The 22,133-nt window shown below is 43.6% G+C and carries 26 protein-coding genes, 1 riboswitch and 1 other annotated feature; of the genes, 11 read left to right on the forward strand and 15 right to left on the reverse strand.

Going from position 1 to position 22,133, the window contains the following annotated elements; translation table 11 throughout:
- Nucleotides 1–124 precede the first annotated feature (124 nt).
- The gene (locus A5883_RS10010; protein ID WP_016608175.1) at nucleotides 125–496 is read right to left on the reverse strand and encodes a MarR family winged helix-turn-helix transcriptional regulator; all 372 of its coding nucleotides are present in this window, start codon (nucleotides 494–496) and stop codon (nucleotides 125–127) included.
- Nucleotides 497–804: 308 nt separating this feature from the next.
- Here A5883_RS10010 and A5883_RS10015 point away from each other — a divergent pair, with 308 nt between their 5' ends.
- Nucleotides 805–1,464, forward strand: coding sequence for a hypothetical protein (locus tag A5883_RS10015; protein ID WP_086338726.1), 660 nt, complete (start codon nucleotides 805–807; stop codon nucleotides 1,462–1,464).
- A gap of 43 nt (nucleotides 1,465–1,507) precedes the next feature.
- Here the strand turns inward: A5883_RS10015 and A5883_RS10020 are convergent, their stop codons facing one another.
- From A5883_RS10020 to A5883_RS10065, 10 genes are all read right to left on the reverse strand, one after another.
- Complete coding sequence (locus A5883_RS10020; protein ID WP_086338463.1) at nucleotides 1,508–2,884, reverse strand: TrkH family potassium uptake protein; 1,377 nt, start codon at nucleotides 2,882–2,884, stop codon at nucleotides 1,508–1,510.
- A 78-nt stretch (nucleotides 2,885–2,962) separates the two neighbouring features.
- Nucleotides 2,963–3,592, reverse strand: a complete 630-nt coding sequence (locus tag A5883_RS10025) for a V-type ATP synthase subunit D (protein WP_010747829.1) — start codon at nucleotides 3,590–3,592, stop codon at nucleotides 2,963–2,965.
- Nucleotides 3,573–4,970, reverse strand: coding sequence for a V-type ATP synthase subunit B (locus A5883_RS10030; protein ID WP_010747828.1), 1,398 nt, complete (start codon nucleotides 4,968–4,970; stop codon nucleotides 3,573–3,575). Before A5883_RS10030 ends, A5883_RS10025 begins: the two co-directional genes overlap by 20 nt.
- Nucleotides 4,954–6,741, reverse strand: coding sequence for a V-type ATP synthase subunit A (locus A5883_RS10035; protein WP_086292067.1), 1,788 nt, complete (start codon nucleotides 6,739–6,741; stop codon nucleotides 4,954–4,956). The genes A5883_RS10030 and A5883_RS10035 overlap by 17 nt, the downstream gene beginning before the upstream one ends.
- Nucleotides 6,742–6,756: 15 nt before the next feature.
- Nucleotides 6,757–7,065, reverse strand: coding sequence for a V-type ATP synthase subunit F (locus A5883_RS10040; protein ID WP_005225570.1), 309 nt, complete (start codon nucleotides 7,063–7,065; stop codon nucleotides 6,757–6,759).
- Nucleotides 7,055–8,041 (reverse strand): V-type ATPase subunit, encoded by a 987-nt coding sequence (locus A5883_RS10045; RefSeq protein WP_086338464.1) that lies wholly within the window; start codon nucleotides 8,039–8,041, stop codon nucleotides 7,055–7,057. Before A5883_RS10045 ends, A5883_RS10040 begins: the two co-directional genes overlap by 11 nt.
- Before the next feature lie 3 nt (nucleotides 8,042–8,044).
- Nucleotides 8,045–8,629 carry a hypothetical protein gene (locus tag A5883_RS10050; protein WP_086338465.1) on the reverse strand — a complete coding sequence of 195 codons (585 nt, stop codon included), beginning with the start codon at nucleotides 8,627–8,629 and terminating at the stop codon, nucleotides 8,045–8,047.
- Nucleotides 8,630–8,642: 13 nt separating this feature from the next.
- Nucleotides 8,643–9,113 carry a V-type ATP synthase subunit K gene (locus A5883_RS10055; protein ID WP_005225567.1) on the reverse strand — a complete coding sequence of 157 codons (471 nt, stop codon included), beginning with the start codon at nucleotides 9,111–9,113 and terminating at the stop codon, nucleotides 8,643–8,645.
- Nucleotides 9,110–11,071 (reverse strand): V-type ATP synthase subunit I, encoded by a 1,962-nt coding sequence (locus A5883_RS10060; protein ID WP_086338466.1) that lies wholly within the window; start codon nucleotides 11,069–11,071, stop codon nucleotides 9,110–9,112. Before A5883_RS10060 ends, A5883_RS10055 begins: the two co-directional genes overlap by 4 nt.
- On the reverse strand, nucleotides 11,049–11,381 hold the full coding sequence (locus A5883_RS10065; RefSeq protein ID WP_015509344.1) for a hypothetical protein: 333 nt from the start codon (nucleotides 11,379–11,381) through the stop codon (nucleotides 11,049–11,051). The genes A5883_RS10060 and A5883_RS10065 overlap by 23 nt, the downstream gene beginning before the upstream one ends.
- 110 nt (nucleotides 11,382–11,491) lie before the next feature.
- Nucleotides 11,492–11,545 (reverse strand) — a sequence feature (sodium ion sensor (DUF1646 type); this cis-regulatory element may regulate processes involved in with the transportation of sodium ions).
- A gap of 675 nt (nucleotides 11,546–12,220) precedes the next feature.
- On the opposite strand from A5883_RS10065, the gene A5883_RS10070 reads away from it, so the two are divergent.
- From A5883_RS10070 to A5883_RS10115, 9 genes are all read left to right on the forward strand, one after another.
- Nucleotides 12,221–12,433: a hypothetical protein gene (locus A5883_RS10070; protein WP_086338467.1), complete on the forward strand. Its 213-nt coding sequence runs from the start codon at nucleotides 12,221–12,223 to the stop codon at nucleotides 12,431–12,433.
- A gap of 24 nt (nucleotides 12,434–12,457) precedes the next feature.
- The gene (locus tag A5883_RS10075; RefSeq protein WP_086338468.1) at nucleotides 12,458–12,985 is read left to right on the forward strand and encodes a GNAT family N-acetyltransferase; all 528 of its coding nucleotides are present in this window, start codon (nucleotides 12,458–12,460) and stop codon (nucleotides 12,983–12,985) included.
- A 57-nt stretch (nucleotides 12,986–13,042) separates the two neighbouring features.
- Nucleotides 13,043–13,528 (forward strand): tetratricopeptide repeat protein, encoded by a 486-nt coding sequence (locus A5883_RS10080; protein WP_086338469.1) that lies wholly within the window; start codon nucleotides 13,043–13,045, stop codon nucleotides 13,526–13,528.
- A gap of 226 nt (nucleotides 13,529–13,754) precedes the next feature.
- Complete coding sequence (locus A5883_RS10090) at nucleotides 13,755–14,126, forward strand: hypothetical protein (protein WP_074535041.1); 372 nt, start codon at nucleotides 13,755–13,757, stop codon at nucleotides 14,124–14,126.
- A gap of 35 nt (nucleotides 14,127–14,161) precedes the next feature.
- A complete protein-coding gene (locus A5883_RS10095; protein ID WP_086338470.1) occupies nucleotides 14,162–14,578 on the forward strand; it encodes a YybH family protein in 417 nt (138 codons plus the stop codon).
- A gap of 84 nt (nucleotides 14,579–14,662) precedes the next feature.
- Nucleotides 14,663–15,247 carry an AAA family ATPase gene (locus A5883_RS10100; RefSeq protein ID WP_086338471.1) on the forward strand — a complete coding sequence of 195 codons (585 nt, stop codon included), beginning with the start codon at nucleotides 14,663–14,665 and terminating at the stop codon, nucleotides 15,245–15,247.
- Between the two features lie 103 nt (nucleotides 15,248–15,350).
- Nucleotides 15,351–15,773 carry a glyoxalase gene (locus A5883_RS10105; protein WP_074535039.1) on the forward strand — a complete coding sequence of 141 codons (423 nt, stop codon included), beginning with the start codon at nucleotides 15,351–15,353 and terminating at the stop codon, nucleotides 15,771–15,773.
- Nucleotides 15,774–15,990: 217 nt separating this feature from the next.
- Nucleotides 15,991–16,179, forward strand: a complete 189-nt coding sequence (locus A5883_RS10110; RefSeq protein WP_005225554.1) for a hypothetical protein — start codon at nucleotides 15,991–15,993, stop codon at nucleotides 16,177–16,179.
- Between the two features lie 402 nt (nucleotides 16,180–16,581).
- A complete protein-coding gene (locus A5883_RS10115) occupies nucleotides 16,582–17,433 on the forward strand; it encodes an Rgg/GadR/MutR family transcriptional regulator (RefSeq protein ID WP_081116612.1) in 852 nt (283 codons plus the stop codon).
- 73 nt (nucleotides 17,434–17,506) lie between these two features.
- Here the strand turns inward: A5883_RS10115 and A5883_RS10120 are convergent, their stop codons facing one another.
- From A5883_RS10120 to A5883_RS10135, 4 genes are all read right to left on the reverse strand, one after another.
- Nucleotides 17,507–18,733: a glycoside hydrolase family 3 protein gene (locus tag A5883_RS10120; protein ID WP_086338472.1), complete on the reverse strand. Its 1,227-nt coding sequence runs from the start codon at nucleotides 18,731–18,733 to the stop codon at nucleotides 17,507–17,509.
- Between the two features lie 130 nt (nucleotides 18,734–18,863).
- The gene (locus A5883_RS10125; protein WP_005225551.1) at nucleotides 18,864–19,394 is read right to left on the reverse strand and encodes a folate family ECF transporter S component; all 531 of its coding nucleotides are present in this window, start codon (nucleotides 19,392–19,394) and stop codon (nucleotides 18,864–18,866) included.
- A gap of 26 nt (nucleotides 19,395–19,420) precedes the next feature.
- Nucleotides 19,421–19,522, reverse strand: a riboswitch (THF riboswitch).
- Between the two features lie 232 nt (nucleotides 19,523–19,754).
- Nucleotides 19,755–19,937 carry a hypothetical protein gene (locus A5883_RS10130; RefSeq protein ID WP_005225550.1) on the reverse strand — a complete coding sequence of 61 codons (183 nt, stop codon included), beginning with the start codon at nucleotides 19,935–19,937 and terminating at the stop codon, nucleotides 19,755–19,757.
- 31 nt (nucleotides 19,938–19,968) lie between these two features.
- Nucleotides 19,969–21,234 carry an MFS transporter gene (locus A5883_RS10135; RefSeq protein ID WP_086338473.1) on the reverse strand — a complete coding sequence of 422 codons (1,266 nt, stop codon included), beginning with the start codon at nucleotides 21,232–21,234 and terminating at the stop codon, nucleotides 19,969–19,971.
- Nucleotides 21,235–21,456: 222 nt separating this feature from the next.
- Between A5883_RS10135 and A5883_RS10140 the strand changes: the two genes are divergently transcribed.
- On the forward strand, nucleotides 21,457–22,113 hold the full coding sequence (locus A5883_RS10140; RefSeq protein ID WP_086338474.1) for a Crp/Fnr family transcriptional regulator: 657 nt from the start codon (nucleotides 21,457–21,459) through the stop codon (nucleotides 22,111–22,113).
- The last annotated feature ends 20 nt before the right edge of the window (nucleotides 22,114–22,133 follow it).

The raw sequence follows: 22,133 nt of genomic DNA on the forward strand, positions 1-22,133 counted from the left end.
TGGCTTAGTTTTTCAAGGAGATCCTTAAAGCAAATCGGTGCATCTTTTTTCCCTTTATCAAAATATACATGCACATGCATCTATATTACAAAAGAATCAAGGAGAAAACAAGTGAAAAACATCATTAGTCTAGCATTTCCTCCAAGACTTTTTCAAAAACGACTTTTGAACGCTGCAGTTTCTTTTCCCCTAATTGGGTCAAATCAATATAGATCCCCCGCTTGTCATCTTGACAAGAATGCCGTTCGATCACACCGCACAGCTTGTCTTCCATGCGCATAATCATACGTGACATCGCACTTTGACTCAGATCAAAATGGGCGATCAAATCATTGAGGCGCATGCTATGATTGGGGGTCTTTTCTAAGTAATAAAGCACGTAATACTCATTCAAAGACAGATTGCTTTCTGCTTTGAGGGCTTGCTCCAAACGAGCTTCGATCGCTTGATGCTGATTCGTAAAGGCTAACCATTGCCCCATCCGTTCTTTTTCCATCCTCTTCACCACCCATTCTTCTATACCAAGGTATTTTAATCTAGATCCCTGCGTTACGCAAGTCGCCAGAAATGGCTAACACTTTATTATACAAAACTAACCAGCTGCTGCGGGCATTCATGAATATTTTATGATAGAATTGACGAAAAATTCAGCAAAATATCCCTATTCTTTTTCAGTGTTCTGGACTACAATATCTTTAACACCAAAGAATATTTAAACACTATATCAACAAAATTGTGCATTTTCACACAATAATTTGTTTTTTTTAGATGTTTTAGTATTCGAAGGAAAGGATGAAACAAACGATGAAAAAAACATTTTCTTTGATTGGGACACTGACGCTGGTCAGTGTGGGGCTTTTGACAGGCTGTAACAACGAAAAAGATACCGCGCAATCAACCAGCGAGCTAAGCCAAAGTCATGTGTCTACTGTAAGCAAACAAAGTACGACGATGCAAACGACTGAAAGCAGCTCCTTAGCGTCAACCTCTACTTCAGAAACTTCAACCTCAAGCCAGCAATCGACGGACCACTCTGACGCAACGCAAACGACAGCAAGCTCAGTATCCACCAACGAGTTTCCATATGCCGTTGATCTTTCCCAATATGGCCCTTCACTGACTTTTTATTTCCATGGCGTCAATGTACCAGATGCTGTCACGATTCAAAATACGAGCCCATTGATCATTTCGATCGACGACAGCGCATGCTATGAAGCACAAGTCGATACGATCGCAACCAAAGAGATTCGCATCTTTTCAGCAAATGACAATGGGATTCGCACCGTAAAAGTGAACACTCAATTGACCTTTGCAAAAGGGATCACTTCCAATGGAAATCCTGATTTTAGCCACAACCTGTACCTATTTACAAATAAGGAGGGTGGTCTATCCTTGATCACGCCGAACTATGCGGGAAATGTCAGCGATGACCAACGAGATGTGATGTTAGAAGTACTTCAATAAACGAAAAACAGGGAAACGAAGCGTGCTTCGTTTCCCTGTTTCGTTACCCGATCATCACGGTTTCATCAGGATATTTGTAGCCAGCTTCTTGTTTGTTGGCTTTTTTCATCAATGAAAAAGCAACGGTCATGATGCCGACTCGACCAATGAACATCAAAAAAATGATCAAAAGTTTGCCAAAAACCGACAAGTAAGGCGTCAACCCCATGGTCAACCCCACCGTTCCAAAAGCGGAAAAAACTTCAAAGGCAATGGTTGGCAACCCAAAGTTTGGGGTTTGCGGCATATTCTCAGTGATCGACAATAAGAAAATCGCTACGAAGCATAACGTCAAGGTAAGGAAGAACAACGTAAAGGCACGCGATACAGCAGATTCTTTGATCGTGCGACCAAAAACTTCCGCTCGACTGCGCCCTTTCAATAAGCTGCGGATCTTGATGATCAAGACCGCAAATGTCGTTGTCTTCAATCCCCCAGCAGTTGATCCAGAGGTGCCGCCGATATACATGAAAATCATCGTCAGCATCAAGCCTGCTTGACTCATTTGTCCGTAATCAATACTGAAAAACCCAGCGGTTCTTGGGGTGACCGCTAAGAAGAGGTATTGGAAAAAACGTTCGATGACCGAATCACCCGTGATCAACTGTGAATTGGCTTCGGTCAAAAAGAACCCTGCCGTTCCAAAAACCACCAAAACGATCATAGCGATCCATGCCAAGCGGCTATGCAGGGACCGTTTTTTGGACGCCGTATGCAGGAGATCGAACCAAACGAGAAATCCCAGACCACCTGCGATGATCAAGAAACTGATGACCCCCAGCACAAATGGGTCGTTTTGAAACCCTACCATGCTGTTGCCGAACAAATCAAACCCAGCATTACAAAAGGCCGAGATCGCATGAAAAACACTGTACCAAAGGCCTTGCTCCCAACCAAAACGGGGCACGAATGCAAAAGCCAGCAAGATGATCCCACTGACTTGGATCAAAAAGGCGATCCGAATCAGGTACCATGCCAAATGGATTTCTCCAGACATTCGGTCCAGATTCAATGATTCCCGCAAAATCATCCGAGTACTAAGATGGACTCTTTTTCTCGCCAAGATGTAAAAGAAGACGGGAATCGACATGAAGCCGATCCCACCGATCTCAATCAGCATCAGCAAGATCCCTTGGCCCCACAGGTTGTAATGATCGGCTACGGTCAAGGTCGAAAGACCCGTCACGCAAACAGCCGATGTGGCAGTAAACAGCGCATCTAAAAAGTTGGTGCCTTCACCACTTTGGGTGACAGCCGGCAGCATTAGCAAGCCAGTTCCTGCCAATATCAGCAAAACGAAGACCAGTGTGACGATCTGCGGAATCAAAAAGCGTTGCGATGCCAGCTTTTTTTTCAAACGATTTCTTTTTTTCATTTTCATTTCCTTTGACCTTTTGCAAAAACCAATGTCTTAGTAATCCAAGTTTATTGCATTTGTTTTTTCTCTTATCATACCATTTTATTTTGATTTATTCTTCACTTTGATCATTCTTGTTACGTTTGCTCGTTCATTTTCTTCCAGCCGCATTTTGATTCCATAAATGGCTTCTTCCAGCTCGGGAATCGTCAAATATTCTAGGGCATTGACGCGTCGGCGCGTCCGTTCGATTTCCCCTGCCATCAATTGACAGGTCTTTTCGATTTCCGTTAGCTCCAACAGCTTCGGCATAACGTCGGTAAAACGGGCGACAGCATTATCTAACGGAACATTGGAATTCAAAAAGCCGTACTCGATCGGCGCTTGCATCACCGTATCGTCGTAATCAAAATGCATCACCGGCACTTCCACACTCATGATATTTTTCGTGGATAACTCAAGGGAGACTTCAGTTGCTGGTAAAATAAACATTTCTTCAATGTATTTTTCATTGATCGTGGCATTGGCTAAGCGAAATGCCTTCATGGCACGCTGCAATTGTTCTTCGACTTCTTTACGCAAGCGGTCATTCTTTTTGATCAATTCAATAAATTGACGCATGAGTTCGTCTTGTTTGTCTTTTAATAATTTGTGTCCGCGTTTGGCTGTCGCCAATTGTTTGCTGAGGCGCGACAGCTCCATGCGGGTTGGATTAACGGTTTTTTGCGCCATTGTTCTCCTCTCCCGGTAAGTATTCCGCCAGTAGGGCATCGCTGATCCGCTTCAGCTCGACTTTTGGCAGCATCGCCAATAATTCCCAGCCTAATTCCAAGGTTTCGATAATCGAACGGTTGGTGCGATACCCTTGGTTCAAGTATTCATTTTCGAAGCGTTCCGCAAATTTGGCATAGGTTTTATCTACTTCCGACAATGCCGATTCTCCTAAAACGACTGCCAATTCCTTGGCTTGCTTTCCTTGAGCATAGGCAGAAAACAACTGGTTCATTGTTGCGGCATGGTCTTTACGTGTTTTGCCTTCACCGGTCCCTTTATCTTTTAACCGTGACAATGACGGCAAGACATCGATGGGCGGCTGGATGCCGTTTTTATACAAATCACGAGACAAGATGATTTGTCCTTCGGTGATATAGCCGGTCAAATCGGGAATCGGATGGGTTTTGTCATCTTCTGGCATGGTCAAAATCGGCAGCTGGGTCACTGAACCTTTCAAGCCGCGAATCCGTCCCGCACGTTCATATAACGTGGATAGATTGGTATAAAGATACCCAGGATAGCCCCGACGTCCTGGCACTTCACGACGAGCAGAGGAGATCTCCCGCAAAGCTTCACAGTAGTTGGTCATATCCGTCATGATCACCAAGACATGCATGCCCTTTTCATAAGCCAAGTATTCGGCTGCCGTCAGTGCCATTCGGGGAGTAGCGATCCGCTCGATCGCTGGGTCATTGGCTAGATTCATAAAGACGACAGAATGGTCGATGGCGCCAGTTTGACGAAAATCTTCCATGAAATATTCTGCTTCTTCAAAGGTGATCCCGATGCCAGCAAACACAACAGCGAAATCGTCTTCCGAGTTCAATACTTGTGCTTGACGCGCAATTTGCGAAGCCAATTCTTTATGAGGCAGACCAGAACCAGAAAAAATCGGCAGCTTTTGTCCCCGAACGAGCGTATTCAAGTGGTCGATCGATGAGATCCCCGTTTGAATAAACTCATCAGGATAATCCCGCGCTGCTGGATTGATCACTTCGCCGTTGATGTCCATAAATTTTTCTGGGACGATCTCTACTCCGCCATCTTTGACCCGACCTAAACCGTCAAAGACTCGCCCGATCATTTGCTCGGAAACGCCTAATTCCAAAGGATGTCCTAAGAAACGCACCGCAGATTCCCGCAAATTGATCCCGCCGGTTCCTTCAAAAATTTGGACCAACGCTTTGTCTTCTTGGATCTCCAGTACTTGTCCTTGCCGCGTTTCGCCGTTTTGCATGCGGACTTCGATCAACTCTTCGTATTTGACACCGGAGACGCGATCGACGGCCATCAATGGTCCGACGACTTCTCCAATCGTTTTATATTCCTTGATCATCGGTGCGGTCTCCTTTCTGTAAAATTTCTTTCATCGTTGCTTTGATCTCTTGATGCAAAGCAGGAATTTTTGCTAATTCCGTTTCAGGCAAGTACTTCATACGTGCCACTTTGTCTCGCAATTCTTCGGTTCCTGCATAGATTTCTGAAAGATACGCACCTAGTGTCAACGCATCTTCCGCTTCTTTGTGGAGCAGCAAGATCGTTTCCAGCATTTTGAACTGCTTTTCACGAGAGGTAAACGTATCGACGTCGTCAAAAGCGTTTTGCTGCAAGAAATCTTCTCTCAATGATTTGGTGGTTTCCAGCAATAACTGATCTTTTTCGGACAAAGCGTCGATGCCGACAAGTCGAACGATCTCTGACAACTCAGATTCTTTTTGCAGCATCCGCATGGCTTCTGTTACTTGTTTGGACCAATCCACTTGCATTTGTTGGTCCAAAAAGGCACCCAATTCATTTTCGTATAAAGAATAGCTCTTCAACCAATCGATCGATGGAAAATGACGCTTTTGCGCTAAGGTGGCATCTAAGCCCCAAAAGACTTTAACGACCCGCAACGTATTTTGGGTAACTGGTTCTGAAATATCGCCGCCTGATGGTGAAACGGCGCTGATGGCAGTGATACTGCCTTCTTGATCAGAACCTAAGCAAATCGCTTTTCCAGAACGCTCATAATACTCTGCCAAGCGGCTGCCTAAGTAAGCTGGATACCCTTCATCCCCAGGCATTTCTTCCAGACGACCAGACATTTCTCGCAGTGCTTCTGCCCAACGTGAGGTGGAATCCGCCATGATCGCCACTGAATACCCCATGTCTCGGAAGTATTCCGCAATCGTGATCCCAGTATAAATCGACGCTTCCCGAGCGGCTACCGGCATATTGGAGGTATTAGCGATCAACACGGTTCTCGCCATTAAAGATTCACCACTACGGGGGTCGATCAACTCTGGAAACTCGTTCATTACATCGGTCATTTCATTGCCGCGTTCGCCGCAGCCGACATAGACGACCAGATCGACATCCGCCCATTTGGCGATTTGGTGCTGAACGACAGTTTTCCCTGCACCAAAAGGTCCTGGAACGGCTGACGCCCCGCCTTTAGCGATTGGAAAGAAGGTGTCGATCACTCGCTGACCAGTAATCATTGGTTCGACTGGATTCAGTTTTTGCTTTACTGGACGGCTATGACGAACGGGCCATTTTTGCAGCATCGTGAAAGACCGTTCTCCTTTGGGTGTATCTAAAACATAAATCGTTTCATCGATGGTAAATTCCCCCGCATAAACAGCCTTGACTGTTCCTGAAACGCCATGAGGAACCATGATCTTGTGATTGATCAACGGTGTTTCTTGCACGGTGCCGATGACCATCCCGGTACTGACTACTTCGCCGACTTCGACTGTCGGTACAAAGGGCCACTTTTTCTCATGATCCAACGCAGGCAATTGCACCCCACGCGTCAAGAAGTTGCTTTGGGTGACAGACATGAAGGTTTCTAAGGGACGTTGGATGCCATCAAACATTTGTGACATGATCCCAGGCGCCAATTCGACGGATAGCGGTTCACCGGTGGTTTCGACTGGTTCACCAGGTCCGATCCCAGACGTTTCTTCATAGACTTGGATCGAAGCGACGTCGCCGCGCATTTCGATGATCTCACCGACCACGCCTAAATCTCCTACATAACAGATATCTTCTAAACTTGCATGGCCCATATTTTTGGCTAGCACCAATGGACCAGATACTTTAATAATTGTTCCTTTTTCCACAACATCGGCTCCTCTCTATAGTATGTTTTGTCCAACTGCTTTTTCGACATTTTCTTGAATCATTCGCTTGCCGATTCCTCGGGAACCATCATAATCAGGAATCAAGATGACTGCAGGTGTCATTTTTTGTTGGACTTTTGCTAATTCATCGGGAATCAGCTCGGCACATTTTTCAGTCAGGTAGATGATCGTACTGTTCTTCATTAATTTTGCCAGCGCCTGCTTCACTTCTTTTTCTTCTGAGGCATAGCAGACCTGAAAGCCAAATAGTTGAAAAGGAATGACGGATTCTTTCTCGCCGATTACGCCGATTTTATGAGTCATAGTGCCGCATCCTTTCTCTGAGTTGTTCTTCCGTAAAGCCACTGCGTTTGCCTACTAGCAAGATACGCAGATTTTGCAGTTCCAAAACCTTAGCATTCAAAAATGCGAGTAAAGGCAGTGGTCCTAAAGCATCTGTTTGGGCTTGGCCATAGCTTTCTGTGATCAAATTGTCTTGTAAAAGTGCCAAGCCAGCAAAGTCGATCACCTGTTCATGAATCAAAGGCCGCAATACTTCCTGATAATCACTTTCTAATAAGAAGGCTAAAAAGTCACTATAGGACGCATCCGCAAACGCTAAAAATTCTTCTTTCGGGATACTGCCGACACTCACTAGGACTGCCTCCATAAAACTGCGCGATCGTTTTTGAAGTACACAACGAGCGGCAATCGTTATATTGGTCAGATCGATCATCTTGATGACAGCTTCTTGTAGCTCAGGGATCTTGATTTCATCTGCCAGTCGCCGTTGTTCATGTAAATACCGGCGATCGTAAATGATATCGATGCCTTGCAGCACGGCGCCGCCTTCTAAGTACTCCCGCACTTCTTGGATCGTAGTCACGATTTTCTCAGGCAATACCTCTGAGGTTCCCGTTTTGATGGCGGTCCGACACTCATCGATCGTGTAAAAACCATCTTCGATCAGTAGATGATCATAATCTTTTCCAGTGACTGACTCTTTGGTCAAGACTTTTAGATTATGGAAAGTAAAAGGCATCATATACAGTCGGAGGATCTCTTGATCAGAAACCAGCTCGGCCAATTCTTTGATCGTCTTTAACAATTCTTCATCGAGATAGGTTTCGAATCGTTCATGAAAATCTGGCTTTAAATAGCGTTGATAATGGGTCTGCTGCAAGACAGCTTCGACTTCAGCAAACCCTTTTGCCGCAATCATTTGTTCGACTTCTTGCGGCTTTAGCAACGTCATCTCTTTCAGCCGAATGATTGGATTCAATTGATGATAGTTCCTCATGGATCAACCTCCTTGTTGTATGATCTGCAACCACCGTTCCCGGGTTTCTTTCTTGTATTCATCAAGCAAAACCTGATAGGTAAAATTGTATTGAATGCCGTTGTCATCCACCAAAAAGCCTGCTTCTGTCAATGGTGCGCCTGCTTTGATTTGATACGGTAGTTTTGATTGACAAGACGTAAGCCAAGCGGCATCTAGATGGGCTGCTTGCTCAGGACCAGCGTGGAAGGTCACCGTCCCGCTGATCGGCAGCTGTTGCAGCACATTTTCAGCAAATGACTGCAGCTCTTCTGGCGTCCAGGCAACCATTTGTTGATACGCTTGCTCAAAAAGTTGTGTCAGGTATTCGTTTTGTTTCACCATTTGCTGCTGCTTAGCGGCACTTGCTTGGCGATTTTGCGCTTGCTGATAATTTTTTTCGGCTTGCTTTTTTGCTTGCTGGGCACGAAGCTGCAAGTCCGACTCTTTTTTCGCCCAGTCACGTGCCATCGTTTCACTGATCCTAGCACGTTCAGCGGCAGCCAAACGTTCCCGTTTTGTCTGCGCTTCTTGGTCTAGTTCAGCAATCATTTTGTCGATTGCATCCATACCTTCGCCCCCTTTAAATCGTTCCTAAAAGTAAGAAAGAAATAACAAAGCCTAAGATGGCATACATCTCAACCATTACTGAGAACATGACCCCTTTAAAGAAATGCTCTGGTTTCTTCGCTAAAATTTGAATCCCAGCTGCAGCGACCTTCCCTTGGGCCATTCCTGAGAATAAGCCAGTAAAGGCAACTGGCAGTGAGGCCATCAAGTACGCCATACCAGTCACTGTCGACATTTCACCACTTAAGCTACCATAGATCATAAACGCAATAACGAATCCGTAAAGTCCTTGCGTTCCGGGAAGCAATTGTAAAATCAAGGCTTGTCCAAACTTCTCCGGCTGATTCGTCGTTAAGGCTGCCGCTGCTTCACCAGTTTGGCCCACCCCTTTGGCTGAACCGATCCCAGAAAAGATCGTAGCGATCCCCATTCCGATAATTGCAAACACCATACCACCATTGTTATTAATTAAGTAATCAATCATTTATTGTCTCCTCCATTTTCTTTATCAAAATCAACGTATTTCTCACTTGGCTTAAAGGTTTCAAATTGGCGCCCCCCACCAGTGAAAAATTTTCCGAAAAACTCTACATATTGTAAACGAGCGGCATGCACATACGCACTCAGTAACGATAAAAAGATGTTTAAAGCTTGTAGGACAACTAATAAGAGAATGCCCACAGAAAAACGAGCGGCTGGCGGCAAATAGCCCACCAATAAGTTGAAGGCTGCTGCGATACTCCCACCAGAGATCCCTAATGCCATCAAGCGGCTATAGCTGACAAAGTCGCCGATGTAACTGGTCACACCGTACAAGTCATACAAGCCTAAAAAGAAGCCGCCCACTTTGGTTTTCCCTTTCAGAATCGGTACCACGATGATCAATAAGGCACTAAAGCCTGCTAAAATCAAGCCGACGGTTGTTAGTGCTGGGACATCGATCAAAAGATTGCCTGCGGCTGCCACTAAAAGACCACTCAAAAGTCCTAGCCACGCAAAGCCTTCGTTGACTGCACCTAAAAGATCCTTTTTGCGGATATTTTCTTTGGCTGCTAAATAAAGGCCTGTAAACAGTTGGATGCCACCAAAAATCATGGATAGACCAAAGATCGCCATAAAATCTTCGGAGGGCGATAAAAGTTGGAAGGGCAATGTAGCACCAAAGAAGGAGCCGTAGATTGCGCCCCAAATCATAGTTGGCACAGACAAAATCTGGAACAATTTCAGAAACCGTTTGGTCCCTTTGGGCAAACGCAAGGCGTGTAGCCCAATCGTGGTCGCTACAGCCATTAATGCACCATAACCTAAGTCAGCCACCATCATACCAAAGAAAACATAGTAAAAAGGCGTCATCCATGGGGTTGGATCGATCTCATCGTATTTTGGCAAGCTGTACATTTCCGTCAACATTTCAAAGGGTTGAATAAACGAGGCGTTTTTTAGTTTCGTTGGCACTCGATTGGCAGCGATCTCCTCTGCAGTGGGTTCTTCAAATGAATAGTAAATCTCGTTGGCAAAGGATTCTTGGACCATTTCCGCCACTAACGGCTGATCCTTTTCTTCGATCCAGCCGCGCAAGAGGGCAAAGGTCTGACCAGCTGCTAAGCGCTGTTGCATCATTGCCCGATTCTCACGAGTCAAAAACAGTTCTTCCGCTTGCTGCAGCAGGATCAGCCGTTGTTTGTGCTGACTGATTTCTGTAATCAGTTCTTTGCGCTGCTGCGTCAAGGAAGTCAAGGCTTGTTTCGCATTTTGCAAAACCACTTTTGGTGATTCGGATGTCAGGCCAGTTTCTTTCTTCACCCCATATCGGTGAAACAATTGGAACACTTGCTCTTCGATCGCCGTTAAAAACAGGCAGCTGAAATTGACTTTTTTGGGTTCAGAATAGATCACTTCGATATGAACCTCTTCCAATTGACGCAAGGCTTCAGCTAGATCTTCCCAGCGTGGGCCTTCGACACTCCCAGCAAAAAAACTTGTATGTGCAGGCGCTTCGATCTCCAAGGGTACGTCAAGATTTTGCCATTGTGTCGCCCATTCTTCCGTCTGAGTCGCTGCTTCGATCGCTTCGATCGTCTCTACCCAGCGCTCCTGCAAATTCTCGACTTCAACCAGCTCCGTTAATGCTGCTGCTTCATCGAAGCTTGCTTCAAAGTCCGACAGCCGCAAGGCATCTCGTTGCCACTCCGTGCCTTTTTTCGCATCACCATTTTGACGAATAAAGCGGATCGCTTCTTGCAGTCGACGAATCATTGGTTGATGAGAAGCACCTTCTGGGGTGGCTCCTGCAAAAAATTCCCGCAGCCAAGTTTCGTTCGCTTCCTGCTCAAATACGTTCTCGATTTCAACAAACTGCATCGTTTGCAGCTTCGTCAATAACCTTTCTTGGTAGTGCTTCGGGGTGATCAACGTTAGTTTATTTAGTTTGGTTACTGCCATAAGTCCCGATCACTCCTTCAACGATCTGTTGAACCGCTTGCTCTTGGAAGCTTTGCATATTTTTTTGGTAACGATCTAACACTTGCTGGTTCTCTTTTGCCAGCTGCTGCTTTTGTGCTGCTAGTGACTGTTGCAACTGCTCTTCGATTGTTGCTTGTTCTTGAGCAAGCGCCTCTTCCAAAGCGGCTGATCGCTCTTGCAATGCTTGTTGCTGCTGCGCTTCTTCCGACTGCAATTCTTTTTTCAAAGCGCGCAATTGCTGTTCATTGGCTTCTTCTGCTTCTCGTAAACGAGTCAAAGCTTCTCTCATCGATTCCCCTCCTATAATGATTTGTATTCTCAACTGAAAAATAAACAAAAAAAGCATACCTCACGAAGAAGTATGCTGATATGAAAAAAGGCCAGCATTCCTCCAAGAATGTTTGCCTCACCCCTTGGCAAACCTGATCCTTGAAGCATAAAAAATGCTCAACCTTTGTCTATTTTATTTTTCAATTCCTGGACTATTATAGCAAAAAACGGCGTTCTATTCAAGTGAAATCATCTTTTGTGAGAAAAAACCGTTTTTCACCTATTACTGATTCACTTACTACCTGCCCAACTTTCCACCTAACATTTGCCAGGGATCGGATTGTTCTTACTAAATTGAAATCGGTCAAAATCAATTTAAGACTTAGAATGGTATGAATGAAGAACGTTGAGATTTTTTGAAAATGCTAGACATCATTTGATTGGTACCCAAAAGGAGATAACAGTTCCAACAACCCATTCGATCCCTGACAAATCTTAAGTGAGAAGTTCGCTTATTTCGCTTCTCTTTTTATCGGTGGCAGCGGTTGGCCCTTTTCTTCACAAATGAAATAACCGCCTCGATAAAGGCATGTGTAAATTTTACCTGGTTCCATTGTTAAAGGAAGCCCATTTTTTAAATACATCGGTTTTCTTTCCATTGTGCTCACCTTGTCTTTCGTGGGAAAATCAGTCAAAATAAAAAACAACAGCTATTTCTAATCTTATCTTCAAGATTACCAAAAAATAAATCAATTTTCTAGTTTTTTAATCAAAATATCGCAACTCTATCGATTATTTTATATAAAGATGGAGATTTAACGAAGTGTGTGTGTAAAGAATGAACAGGAGGAAAAAAGGATGTCAGATGAACGTTGGTTTCAAATTAGAAGAAAGCGAAACATCGAATTGGTTCTTTGTTTGCTTGTCGTCCTGCCGATGGTCTATGGCTTATGGTTTCAGCTCGCTTTTTTGATCCACTACATGTCGTTTTTGTTTCTGGTAGCTGTCTTCACTGCAATCTACGAAGGAAGTCGTTGGATCTGGGCTTTCATTAGAAAAAAACGAGCGTGAAAAAGCTTGGCTCTGCTATAATAAATGAAACGAGCTGAGAGGAGTGCTTCTATGAAACGAATCATTATGGCTTGTGACTTACAACATGCCCCCAAAACTTTACAAGAATCCGCCCTTTCTTTTGAGCCTTTTCTCCCGAATTCTCGAAATGTCGCAGAGCTTTTTTATTCCGCCTATCATGAAACGACAGATGACGAAGGGGAATCGCTTGCTGACTGGCAAAGAGAGCTGAGAGAGACCACTGACGGAAAATACGGTCCCTTGATTCCAGGGCTTTCTTTTCAGTTACAAAAGGATGATCATCCTATCGGTGCCGTAGTAACCAGCACGTTTCAAGAGCTTCCCCTGCTATTATTTGTCGTTATGGGCGCAGCCTTTAAAGGCAACGGCTTATCCAAGTTGCTGATGAAGGAAGTGGTCCATCGAGCAAAAGGCATGGAACTCACTCACCTTTACCTGGTAGTAACGGTTGAAAACCAGCCAGCCTACAAGCTGTATGAAGCATGCGGTTTTTCTTTTGCGGGTGAAAGCTGGGCAGATCTTTCCCCTTAGCTATGCTTGCAAGTTATCTAAGTCATTTTCTACTATTTGAAAAGGAGCTTCCAACCAATGAATGAACGACTAGCTGCTGCGATCCAACTTCGGGCTGAAAAAAAACTGCAACAATCAAATGAACAATTGATTCAATTAGCTGCCGAAAATCCCCAAGATGCCTTTGTGCAGTACCAAACGGCTTGGAGTTATGATCTTTTAGGGGAAGAACAACAGGCAATTCCTTATTATGAGCAAGCAATCGCGTTAGGGTTATCAGAAAACGACTTGCCAGATGCCTACCTAGGTCTAGGCAGCACCTATCGTGCCCTCGGCAATTATCAAAAAGCCGAAGACGTGTTTTTACAAGCGATGAAGCTATTTCCAAAAAATCATGCTTTGCAAACCTTCTATGCCATGACACTGTTTAATCTCGCCGAGTATGAGCAAGCCACTAAACGATTATTGACCCTGCTTGCCGAAACCTCTAGCGATCCAGACATCCAGTCTTACCGACAGGCACTTTTGTTTTATGCCGATAAGCTCAACGAGACATGGGCATAAATATACCCCATGAAGCAGCTCCTCCGCTCCCTTTTCTCGTAAAAGGGAGTCTTTCTTTTGGATATCTCGCGATCATCCTTTGCTACCACCGACTGTCCTTTGAACCTTTTCCTCCAAGCAACGCTACCCATCATTATCGAATTTTTCGATAAACAACCAGTTGACGGCTCTCAATAAATCTGTTAGTTTATCTATGTTTTTTTAATAACAGATTGGAGGAATGACTATGCCCTTTATTGTCTATTTTTTCCTATCCTTATTGATCATTTATATTCCGACACCAACCCTTTTGCTGTTTTTTCAAAAACTCGCCTCGCAGCATGACAATCTGACGGCTTTCAGCAAACTTTTTCTATTATTGATGATCTTGCTGGATTATTACTTAAGCTATTATTGGTTAAAAAACTGCAAAGTCAAAAAAGCGCACTACCTTTATTTAGTCTTTGTCAATGTCTTCGAATGGCTGATCCACTTCTATCTTTATTCACGATTTGAAACGATCAATCTACTAGTCATTTTGTTGTTCCAGACTGTGCTTTTGTGCTGCATGGTTTTCTTCCCTTTGTCGGAGAAGTTCCGACGTTTCTTATTTACATAGTCAGTGAGAAGAAGGGTTCACAGTTTTCGGTTTCCTTGATACACTATCCTTATCTATTTGCGAAAGGAAGTGCGCGTATCCACACACCGGAACAAGCTCTTGAAGGCTATATTCAAGCAACCAATACCCACGATTTTCGTCAAGTTCAGCCATTCCTTGGAAAACAGGCGATCTATTACTTTTCTGATGCAACCTGTCGAACACTTATGGAAATTTGCCAATATTTTGAGAATGCTTGGGACTTAATCAAAGACGAACATTATCATATTTCAGATGTACAATGGCTCCACAAATCTGCTCAATCCGCAGTCTGTCTTTATACGTATCACTATGAAGGTTTTCTGAATGAAGAATTTATTGAAGGCTCGGGTAGAGCCACGAATGTTTTTGAAAAGATCGAAGGAAACTGGGTTTTGGTCCACGAACACTTAAGCTCCTCAGTTACCCCCTAGCCTACGTCATGATTTAAATGATCACAAGAACTGATTTACATTGCAAACCACCTTTGTTACGATTGATAAAAAGGATGTGTTGTGATGTCATTGATCGTCTTGATTGGCGCACAAGCCGTAGGGAAAATGACTGTGGGCAAAGAACTGGAAAAACGATTGGATGCAAAGCTTTTATTCAATCACCAGACCATTGATCTTTTTGCGAACTTTCTTGGCTATAGCCCCGCAGCATTCGCTTTGTCTAATCAAACGCGGATCGAACTCTTCAAAGCCTTTGTTCAAAATGAAGCCAATAATACGACAAAATCAATCATTTTTACGGTCTTGATTGGTTTCGATCAAGCGGGAGATTTAGCTTTTTTACAAGAGATCGCCCAACTATTTACCGATGCCCAGCAAAAGGTCTATTTTATCGAATTAGTGGCTGATATTGAGGAACGCTTAAAGCGCAATTGCCATGAGGACCGTTTAGCCGCAAAGCCGTCAAAAAGAGCGCTGGCTTTTTCTAGAAACGAGCTTTTGTCTTCGTTTGAAAACTATCGCTTAGAAAGCCTGCCACAGGAATTAGCTACCCTTTTTCCAACGATTCCTTCGCTGAAAATCAACAATACCCACTTATCACCTGATGAAGTGAGTCAAACAATTATTGCCCATTTTTCCTTGACTTAAGTCTAAAAGAAACGCCATTTTCAAGCTTTGCTTCAATACGAAATTGTCTATTGACTTTGACGCTGCGTCAAGCGGTATCCTCTAATTAAGAGGAGGTGTCAAAATGAAAGTTTATGTTATGCCAATGTTTTATCAATTGAAGACAAAAGATATTGAACAATCATCAAAATGGTTTGCTGAAATCTTGGGGTTCCAGTCATTGTATCAGTTTCGCAATCAAGAAAATCAAGTGACGATGGACCATCTGCGTCTTGCTGACTACCAAGATTTGATGCTGATTGCCGCAGACTCGTTCACTGTTGGCGATGGGGCAATTTTGAATGTAGCGATGATTGATCTTAAGAATATCGCTCAGAAAATTCCCGAAAAGTGGATCGTGGAACCTTTGATGGAAAAGCCGTGGAATGCCCTTGAAATGACCATCAAAGACCCCAACGGTTATTTGTTTACCCTAACAGAGGCGATAAGAAAAAACGAATCAGACTTTCAAACCTTGATGGACCAAACCAAGGATTACTTACAATAAAATGGAACCGAGTAAGAAGGATGGCTTTCTTACTCGGTTCCTTTTTTATAAAACTTGATTCTGGCAACAATGACAAAAACGAACCCTCACTAGATTTACCTAGCGAAACTTTTTATCCCATCAGATATACCGTTTTAGTATATTTTTAAATATTGAAGGTAATTATTAACACACTCAACTCAGAACATGCTACACTATTTAAAAAGGAGGAGTTCCTATGGAAAAGAAATCGCAGCTTCCGTGGTACAAGCGCAAAAAGTTCTACCTTCCAGTTGCCGTCGTCCTCGGCGTGATTGGGGTTCTTCCCAGTCTCGTCTCTCTTTTCGGGGTCTCGATCGATGATGAATTCAATCCTGATTACTATTCTGATCCGAATGAACCAATGTTCAAGAAAAAACAAAACTGACTGTTGCGATGCCGTATGCAGGTTTTTTGACCAACAAAAAAAGAGCAATCACTCGCTGTTGTGTTTGCTCCTTTTTTAAAAGGGATTCGGCAAACCTACGCACCTTGACAGGGTAAGCTGTTTGGGGAGAGGGCGTTTGAATGCACGAATGAACAGTAACTTATTACGTGAAACCACTTATACTTTTTCCTGTTAAAAATCAATTGCTAACCAATCACAAAGGATCGATTATTTGAAGAAAGAAAAAACGTTAGCCATTAGTTCTACAACTTCCCAGGGAAAACTAAAAAAATCAAACATCCATTTCTCCTCCTTTAATTGACTTTCTTCAAGTTTACCCGCAAAATAAAGCTGTAACATATTTGGACTATTTTTCCGTCCACTTTTTTTAGGAGGGATTTTTTGAAGGCCAATGACTTGTTAAAAGAGTTACGAACGGAACGAAATATCTCACAGCGAAAATTGGTTGAGAACATTTCAGAACGCAGTACACTGGCAACCTTTGAACAAAAAGGGCACCGCATCGCCTTTGATATTTTGCACCAATATTTGGACCGCTTAAATGTCACTTTGGAGGAATTTGAGTATCGCTTGGATGACAATCAAGTCAGCGAGAAAAAGCAGCTATCCAAACAGTTGACCACCGCTTACTATGAAAGCAAGTATTCTGAAGTCCTCTCTTTGATCAACAAAGCCCAAGCGCTGTATAAAACCACGAAGGATTTCTTCTATTATGTCCTGTATAGTCAATTCTTTTTGATTTTAGAGAAAAAAGGCGTGGTTACCGACGAGGAAGAACGGCGCATCATCGAAGCGACCATCAAGAAATACTTGGAACGCATCGACACGTGGGGAAAATTTGAAATCTCCTTATTTACCAATCTGCTCTTCCTCTTTTCTGACGAGTACATCTTGTATCAAATGAAACACCTGAATAAAAAAATTTTTTACAGCAATGCGTTAAGTATCAATTATCAAATCTACACAAAATTGCTGACGAATGCGGCTTTCTTGTTTATCGATCGCAAAAAACCTGCCGAGTTGGCGCATGTGCTGACGTATCTAGCCGATCACCTGCCGCCTGACAATGATCGTATCCGCTTGATGATTCGTTATTTCGAAGGCATCTACGCCTTGTTTCAAGGAGATCGTACGCTGGGAATGGCCACGATTGAAAAAGCACTGGATTATCTGCGTTTTATTGGGCAAGAAGCCTTTGCCAAAGAATTAGAGGCACTGGCTCAGAGTATCTAAAAAAAACCTGCTGCTTCCTCTCAGTAAGAGAACGACTCTCTTACACGGAGGAAACAGCAGGTTTATTTTTTTCTTAAAGTAAATGCAATGCTTCTTTCCAGAGCAAGACCCGTTTGACGGAAGCATTCAAATCAGCTTCTAAATAGCGGCCATCTTCAACCGCTTGTACCACAAAAGGAATCTGTTCTTGATAGGTAGAGGAGATCACTAGATCATTTCCCGCCTGCAACGCCTGTAATGCGGCTTCTTTTTGCGGAATGAACTCAGAAAGTCCTGCCATATCCAAGTCATCCGTCATGATGACCCCTTTAAAATGCAATTCATTTCGCAGCAGCTCATGCACGGGTTTTGAAATAGAGGCGGGTACGGTCTTATCGATACTATTGACGATCGTATGGCCGACCAAAATACTGTCGGCACCAGCTTTGATCCCTGCGGCAAAAGGCAGAAAATCCGTTTCCCGCAGTGCAGATAGCGGGCGGTCATCGGTGACGATTTCGACATGCGAGTCACGATTGTTGCCATAGCCAGGAAAATGCTTCAAGGTAGACCCAACGTGGTGTTTCTGTAAAACATGAACCACACGTTCTACAAACGCACTCGTGCCCTGCGCATCCATGCCAATGGTTCTGTCGTAGATAAAGGACTGCGGATCAGTGGAAACATCGGCAACGGGAAACAGCCCAGCATTGATGCCGTAAGCTTTTAAAATTTCCGCTTTCTTTGCTGTATCTTCTTCGATCGCTGACCATCCACCTTGGGCATACAGCTGTTGTGGTGAGAGAAAACGCTGATCCGTAAGGTTCGGATTGCGGCTGATGCGAGTCACTGTGCCCCCTTCTTCATCCATACCGATTAACAGCGGGATGGCGCTGGCTGCTTGGTAATCTGAAATTTTCTGTTTCAAGCTCGCCGCCGTCTCATTTTCGGTATCACGGCCGAATAACAGATAGCCACCAAAGTGATACTTTTGAAGCTCTTCGATTTGATTGCTTTCTGGCACACGCACAAAAAACAATTGCCCGACCTTTTCCTCCAAACTCATCGTGGCGATTTTTTCTGCTATTGCCTCTTCTGGCTGTTCTTGCGTGGAAGTTGAAACAGAAGTTGACGTGGAAACTGAGGTGGTTTCCTGACTTTCCCTGCTTTCTTCCTGTGTTTCGTCCCTCAAGCTGCTTTGCTGGATCATGGCTGGCTCTTCAGTTTGCTGTTTTTGCTGTTCTATCATCCACTTCATCCCTCCCATTGCTGCTAAGACCAAGAAAAGAAACAGTCCCATAGCGAGTCCTTTTTTATTCATAGGTTCCCCTTCCCCTCTAAACAAGTTATTGAGAATGATTAAGCCAATCCTTAGAAAGAAAAAAGTGAACCACTGACGAAATATTCGCAGATGATTCACTTCAATGGATGTTATCGTTCTTTTTTACTCGTTAAACGAACCGTCGGATCAGCCGTTTGTATGGTACCGCACGCCCTACGATGTAAATCAACGCAGTTTGTATCGGGAACATGATGACTGCTTTTAGCAAGCGGACCGACCAGATCGCCCAGCTTGTCAAAGGAATATTCAGCATCATAGCTAACCAGATCGGTGTTAAGATCAAGGTTATTAAAAGTGTATTTAACAAGACGACCATCGCCGCTCGTTTTAATGTGACTTCTTTCCGATAAAAGAAGTAGCCATAAATCAGTCCACCAACGAAGGCATTGATGGTAAAGCCGAAAAAGTAGGCTGATTTTGGAAAAATCACCATTCCTGCGATATCGGCTAATGAGGAGCCAACTGCTGTCCAAAACGGACCAAACAGCATACCCATGATCAGCTGTGGTACAAAGGAAAATGTGATTTTGATATAGGAGGTTTCAAACCCCAAGATTTGCGACAAGACGACCATTAAGGCAATCAAAAGTCCCATGACCGCAATCATGTGTGCATCGACTTTTCTTTTCATAGCGAGCATCTCCTTTTAGAGTTGCTACAAATTCATGCAGCGAATGCGAAAATAAAACCGCGAACGAATGATCGTTCTTCGTCCGAAAGGCAACATCCCATCCTTTCAGCACTTAACGCTTTATTTCCTACTCTGATTTTTTTTAGGTATTGCTACCCAGACACACTATAGCATACAAGCCCGGACTGCTACAATTTTTCTTGCTTATTTTCTTGTACAAAATCTGCCAATGTTCGCTTTTCTTTTTTTGTGCATCAAAAAAACGCTTTTCTCATGTGAATCTTTCTACCACCAGTAAGTGAGCAGGAAACATTCTCAAAAAAAAGCGTTCATTCCTGTTTCTTGTTTCCTTTCAAGCCTTATGACAATTTACCCAATCAGATTGTCATTGATCAATACCGATTTGATGTCGCGTAATTGATGATCGATAGCAAGCTGTTCATGGGTCATTGTTGCGGTGACCTCTTTCATGGCATGCATTTCTTCATTCAATTCGTTGATATTCGTTACTAATTTGTTCAATGCTTCAATAATCAATTGATTGTTATCCATGGTGAAACACTCCTTTTTGTAATGGTTGAGGTTAGTCTTCTTCGTTGATTGGCTGATTCATCGTACCAACGGCGGCAACTGCGCGTTTCGTTTTATAAAACAATTTGTATAAAACAAGAACGACGACTGGGATCAGTCCGCATAAGATGTAGATTTGCGAATAATCAAACAGACCGTGTAAGCTTCCTAGTGCATAGGGACCTACGCCTAAGCCGAGATCCAGCCCGATGAAATAAGTGGAGAGCGCTACGCCGACTCGGTGAGGATCGACTTCTTTCAGACAGACGGCTTGGCCATTGGACATGAAGGTGCCATAGCCCAAGCCGACAAAGCAACCCGCAAGCAACAACATCCAGCTGTTGCCAGTAATACTCAATAAGAAAAGACCCAGGGTCAAGAAAAGAAAGCTGGGATACATGACTGCATCTGCGCCATGGCGGTCAAACAGTTTGCCCGTCATTGGCCGTGTGAAGGTCACAGAAAGTGCATAGACGATGAAGAAAAAGGCACCGGCCGTTTCCAACCCAAGGTCACTGGCGTAGATCGACAAGAAGCCGAGAACGCTGGAATAAGCCAACCCGATCAAAAAGGCAATCCCAGAAATGAAAAAAACTTTTGGTTCGACAAAACTTTTGACGGACCATTTTTGCAGCTGTGCTTTGTGTTCTTCCGTCAATGGGATGTTTTTGACCGGGAACCAGAAACAAGCGATGGCTGTTGCGATCGATAAAATAGTTGCTAACCAAATAATAAAATCAAAGCCGACCGTCGGTAGTAATAGCATACCAATAAAAGGTCCGACCGCCGCTGCTAAACTAGTACTTAATCCATAGTAATTGATCCCTTCGCCATGTTTTGAAGCTGGGATATAAGCGGTGACGATCGCATTAGCCGCAGTCGAGACGGCACCATAAGCAAAGCCATTGAAAAAGCGCACCGCATCTAAAATATAAATGTTGACTGAGACCAAATAAGCAGCGGTGGTAATGACATAAAACAATATCCCCCAGCGCAAAACGGCTTTACGACCAACTAATTCTAAAATTTTCCCAACATACAAGCGAGCGATCAAGGTCCCGATAATATAGATCCCCGCTGCCAAGCCAGCTTGTGCAGTGGATGCCCCTAACTCCTGCGTGGCAAATTTCGCGGTGATGACGACAAAACAATAATACACGAGAAAGACGATAAAATTGATCAAGGTAATCGTGATAAACCCTTTGTTCCATAGTTTTTCATTTTTAGTTGTCGGCAACGAGCTGACGACTCCTTCTTGATTGGTTTCCCTATCTGACATGTTTCTTCCATTCCTCCTGTTTGTGCTGTGATGCGTTTTACTATACCGAAACTTCCTCTGCTTGAAATGCGCTTTTGCTGTTAAAAAAGAGCATTAACAAGAAACATTAACATTTGTTATTGCTTTTTCACCAGAAATGTCTTTTAATGAAGCATGAATAGAGGAAATTTCAGATTTTTTTCAGAAAATGTTGGGTTGGCATGAAGTGAAGGAGTAACGTGGGTGGAGAAACAGATATTACGTGATTATTTAGAAAAACAAGCAATACCGATCGTTATCCGTAAGAAAAAGAGTTACTTGACATATGAAGGCATCCCGGATCGGTACGTCTATATTTTAAAAAAAGGCATCATCAAAACTAGCGTAGTGACCCATGAAGGGCGCGAATTCAACTTGCGCTATTTGACGGATTTTGAGATCGTCTCTTTGTTTAAAGACGAATCCTCTCAAGAAGTCGAAGCCCCTTTTAATGTGCGGGTTGAATCAGAAGAAGCCGAATTATACAAAATCGTGCGGGATCAATTTTGGGCAGATGTCAATCGTGACCGTCTGCTTCAGGATTATGTCAAAGAGTATTATCGAAGAAACTTGATGGATACGATGAAAAAGATGCAGCAAATGCTGATGAACGGCAAATTTGGTGCTGTCTGTACCCAAATCAATGAGCTGTATGAAACGTTCGGAATCCAGACAACAGATGGTGTCTTGATTGACTTTGAAGTCACCAATGAGGAGATCGCTCGCTTTTGCGGCATTACCTCTGCCAGCAGTGTCAATCGAATGATGCAAAAATTACGAGAATCTGGCGCTCTAAAAAGTGTCGATCGCAAACTATTAGTGACAGATATCGACTTTATTCGGGAGAATATTATTTATTGATCAAAAAAAAGACTTTGTAC

Source organism: Enterococcus sp. 5B3_DIV0040 (assembly GCF_002140755.1).
GTDB lineage: Bacteria > Bacillota > Bacilli > Lactobacillales > Enterococcaceae > Enterococcus_D > Enterococcus_D casseliflavus.

Excerpts from the sequence above, each read along its gene's own strand:
- A5883_RS10075 (WP_086338468.1), top strand. The coding sequence starts at position 12,458 with ATGAAACGAGCTGAGAGGAGTGCTTCTATGAAACGAATCATTATGGCT.
- A5883_RS10070 (WP_086338467.1), top strand. The coding sequence starts at position 12,221 with ATGTCAGATGAACGTTGGTTTCAAATTAGAAGAAAGCGAAACATCGAA.
- A5883_RS10015 (WP_086338726.1), top strand. The coding sequence starts at position 805 with ATGAAAAAAACATTTTCTTTGATTGGGACACTGACGCTGGTCAGTGTG.
- A5883_RS10080 (WP_086338469.1), top strand. The coding sequence starts at position 13,043 with ATGAATGAACGACTAGCTGCTGCGATCCAACTTCGGGCTGAAAAAAAA.
- A5883_RS10045 (WP_086338464.1), bottom strand. The coding sequence starts at position 8,041 with ATGAGGAACTATCATCAATTGAATCCAATCATTCGGCTGAAAGAGATG.
- A5883_RS10105 (WP_074535039.1), top strand. The coding sequence starts at position 15,351 with ATGAAAGTTTATGTTATGCCAATGTTTTATCAATTGAAGACAAAAGAT.
- A5883_RS10030 (WP_010747828.1), bottom strand. The coding sequence starts at position 4,970 with ATGATCAAGGAATATAAAACGATTGGAGAAGTCGTCGGACCATTGATG.
- A5883_RS10065 (WP_015509344.1), bottom strand. The coding sequence starts at position 11,381 with ATGAGAGAAGCTTTGACTCGTTTACGAGAAGCAGAAGAAGCCAATGAA.
- A5883_RS10020 (WP_086338463.1), bottom strand. The coding sequence starts at position 2,884 with ATGAAAATGAAAAAAAGAAATCGTTTGAAAAAAAAGCTGGCATCGCAA.
- A5883_RS10055 (WP_005225567.1), bottom strand. The coding sequence starts at position 9,113 with ATGATTGATTACTTAATTAATAACAATGGTGGTATGGTGTTTGCAATT.
- A5883_RS10010 (WP_016608175.1), bottom strand. The coding sequence starts at position 496 with ATGGAAAAAGAACGGATGGGGCAATGGTTAGCCTTTACGAATCAGCAT.
- A5883_RS10090 (WP_074535041.1), top strand. The coding sequence starts at position 13,755 with ATGCCCTTTATTGTCTATTTTTTCCTATCCTTATTGATCATTTATATT.
- A5883_RS10120 (WP_086338472.1), bottom strand. The coding sequence starts at position 18,733 with ATGAATAAAAAAGGACTCGCTATGGGACTGTTTCTTTTCTTGGTCTTA.
- A5883_RS10110 (WP_005225554.1), top strand. The coding sequence starts at position 15,991 with ATGGAAAAGAAATCGCAGCTTCCGTGGTACAAGCGCAAAAAGTTCTAC.
- A5883_RS10135 (WP_086338473.1), bottom strand. The coding sequence starts at position 21,234 with ATGTCAGATAGGGAAACCAATCAAGAAGGAGTCGTCAGCTCGTTGCCG.
- A5883_RS10060 (WP_086338466.1), bottom strand. The coding sequence starts at position 11,071 with ATGGCAGTAACCAAACTAAATAAACTAACGTTGATCACCCCGAAGCAC.
- A5883_RS10130 (WP_005225550.1), bottom strand. The coding sequence starts at position 19,937 with ATGGATAACAATCAATTGATTATTGAAGCATTGAACAAATTAGTAACG.
- A5883_RS10125 (WP_005225551.1), bottom strand. The coding sequence starts at position 19,394 with ATGCTCGCTATGAAAAGAAAAGTCGATGCACACATGATTGCGGTCATG.
- A5883_RS10050 (WP_086338465.1), bottom strand. The coding sequence starts at position 8,629 with ATGGATGCAATCGACAAAATGATTGCTGAACTAGACCAAGAAGCGCAG.
- A5883_RS10040 (WP_005225570.1), bottom strand. The coding sequence starts at position 7,065 with ATGACTCATAAAATCGGCGTAATCGGCGAGAAAGAATCCGTCATTCCT.
- A5883_RS10025 (WP_010747829.1), bottom strand. The coding sequence starts at position 3,592 with ATGGCGCAAAAAACCGTTAATCCAACCCGCATGGAGCTGTCGCGCCTC.
- A5883_RS10100 (WP_086338471.1), top strand. The coding sequence starts at position 14,663 with ATGTCATTGATCGTCTTGATTGGCGCACAAGCCGTAGGGAAAATGACT.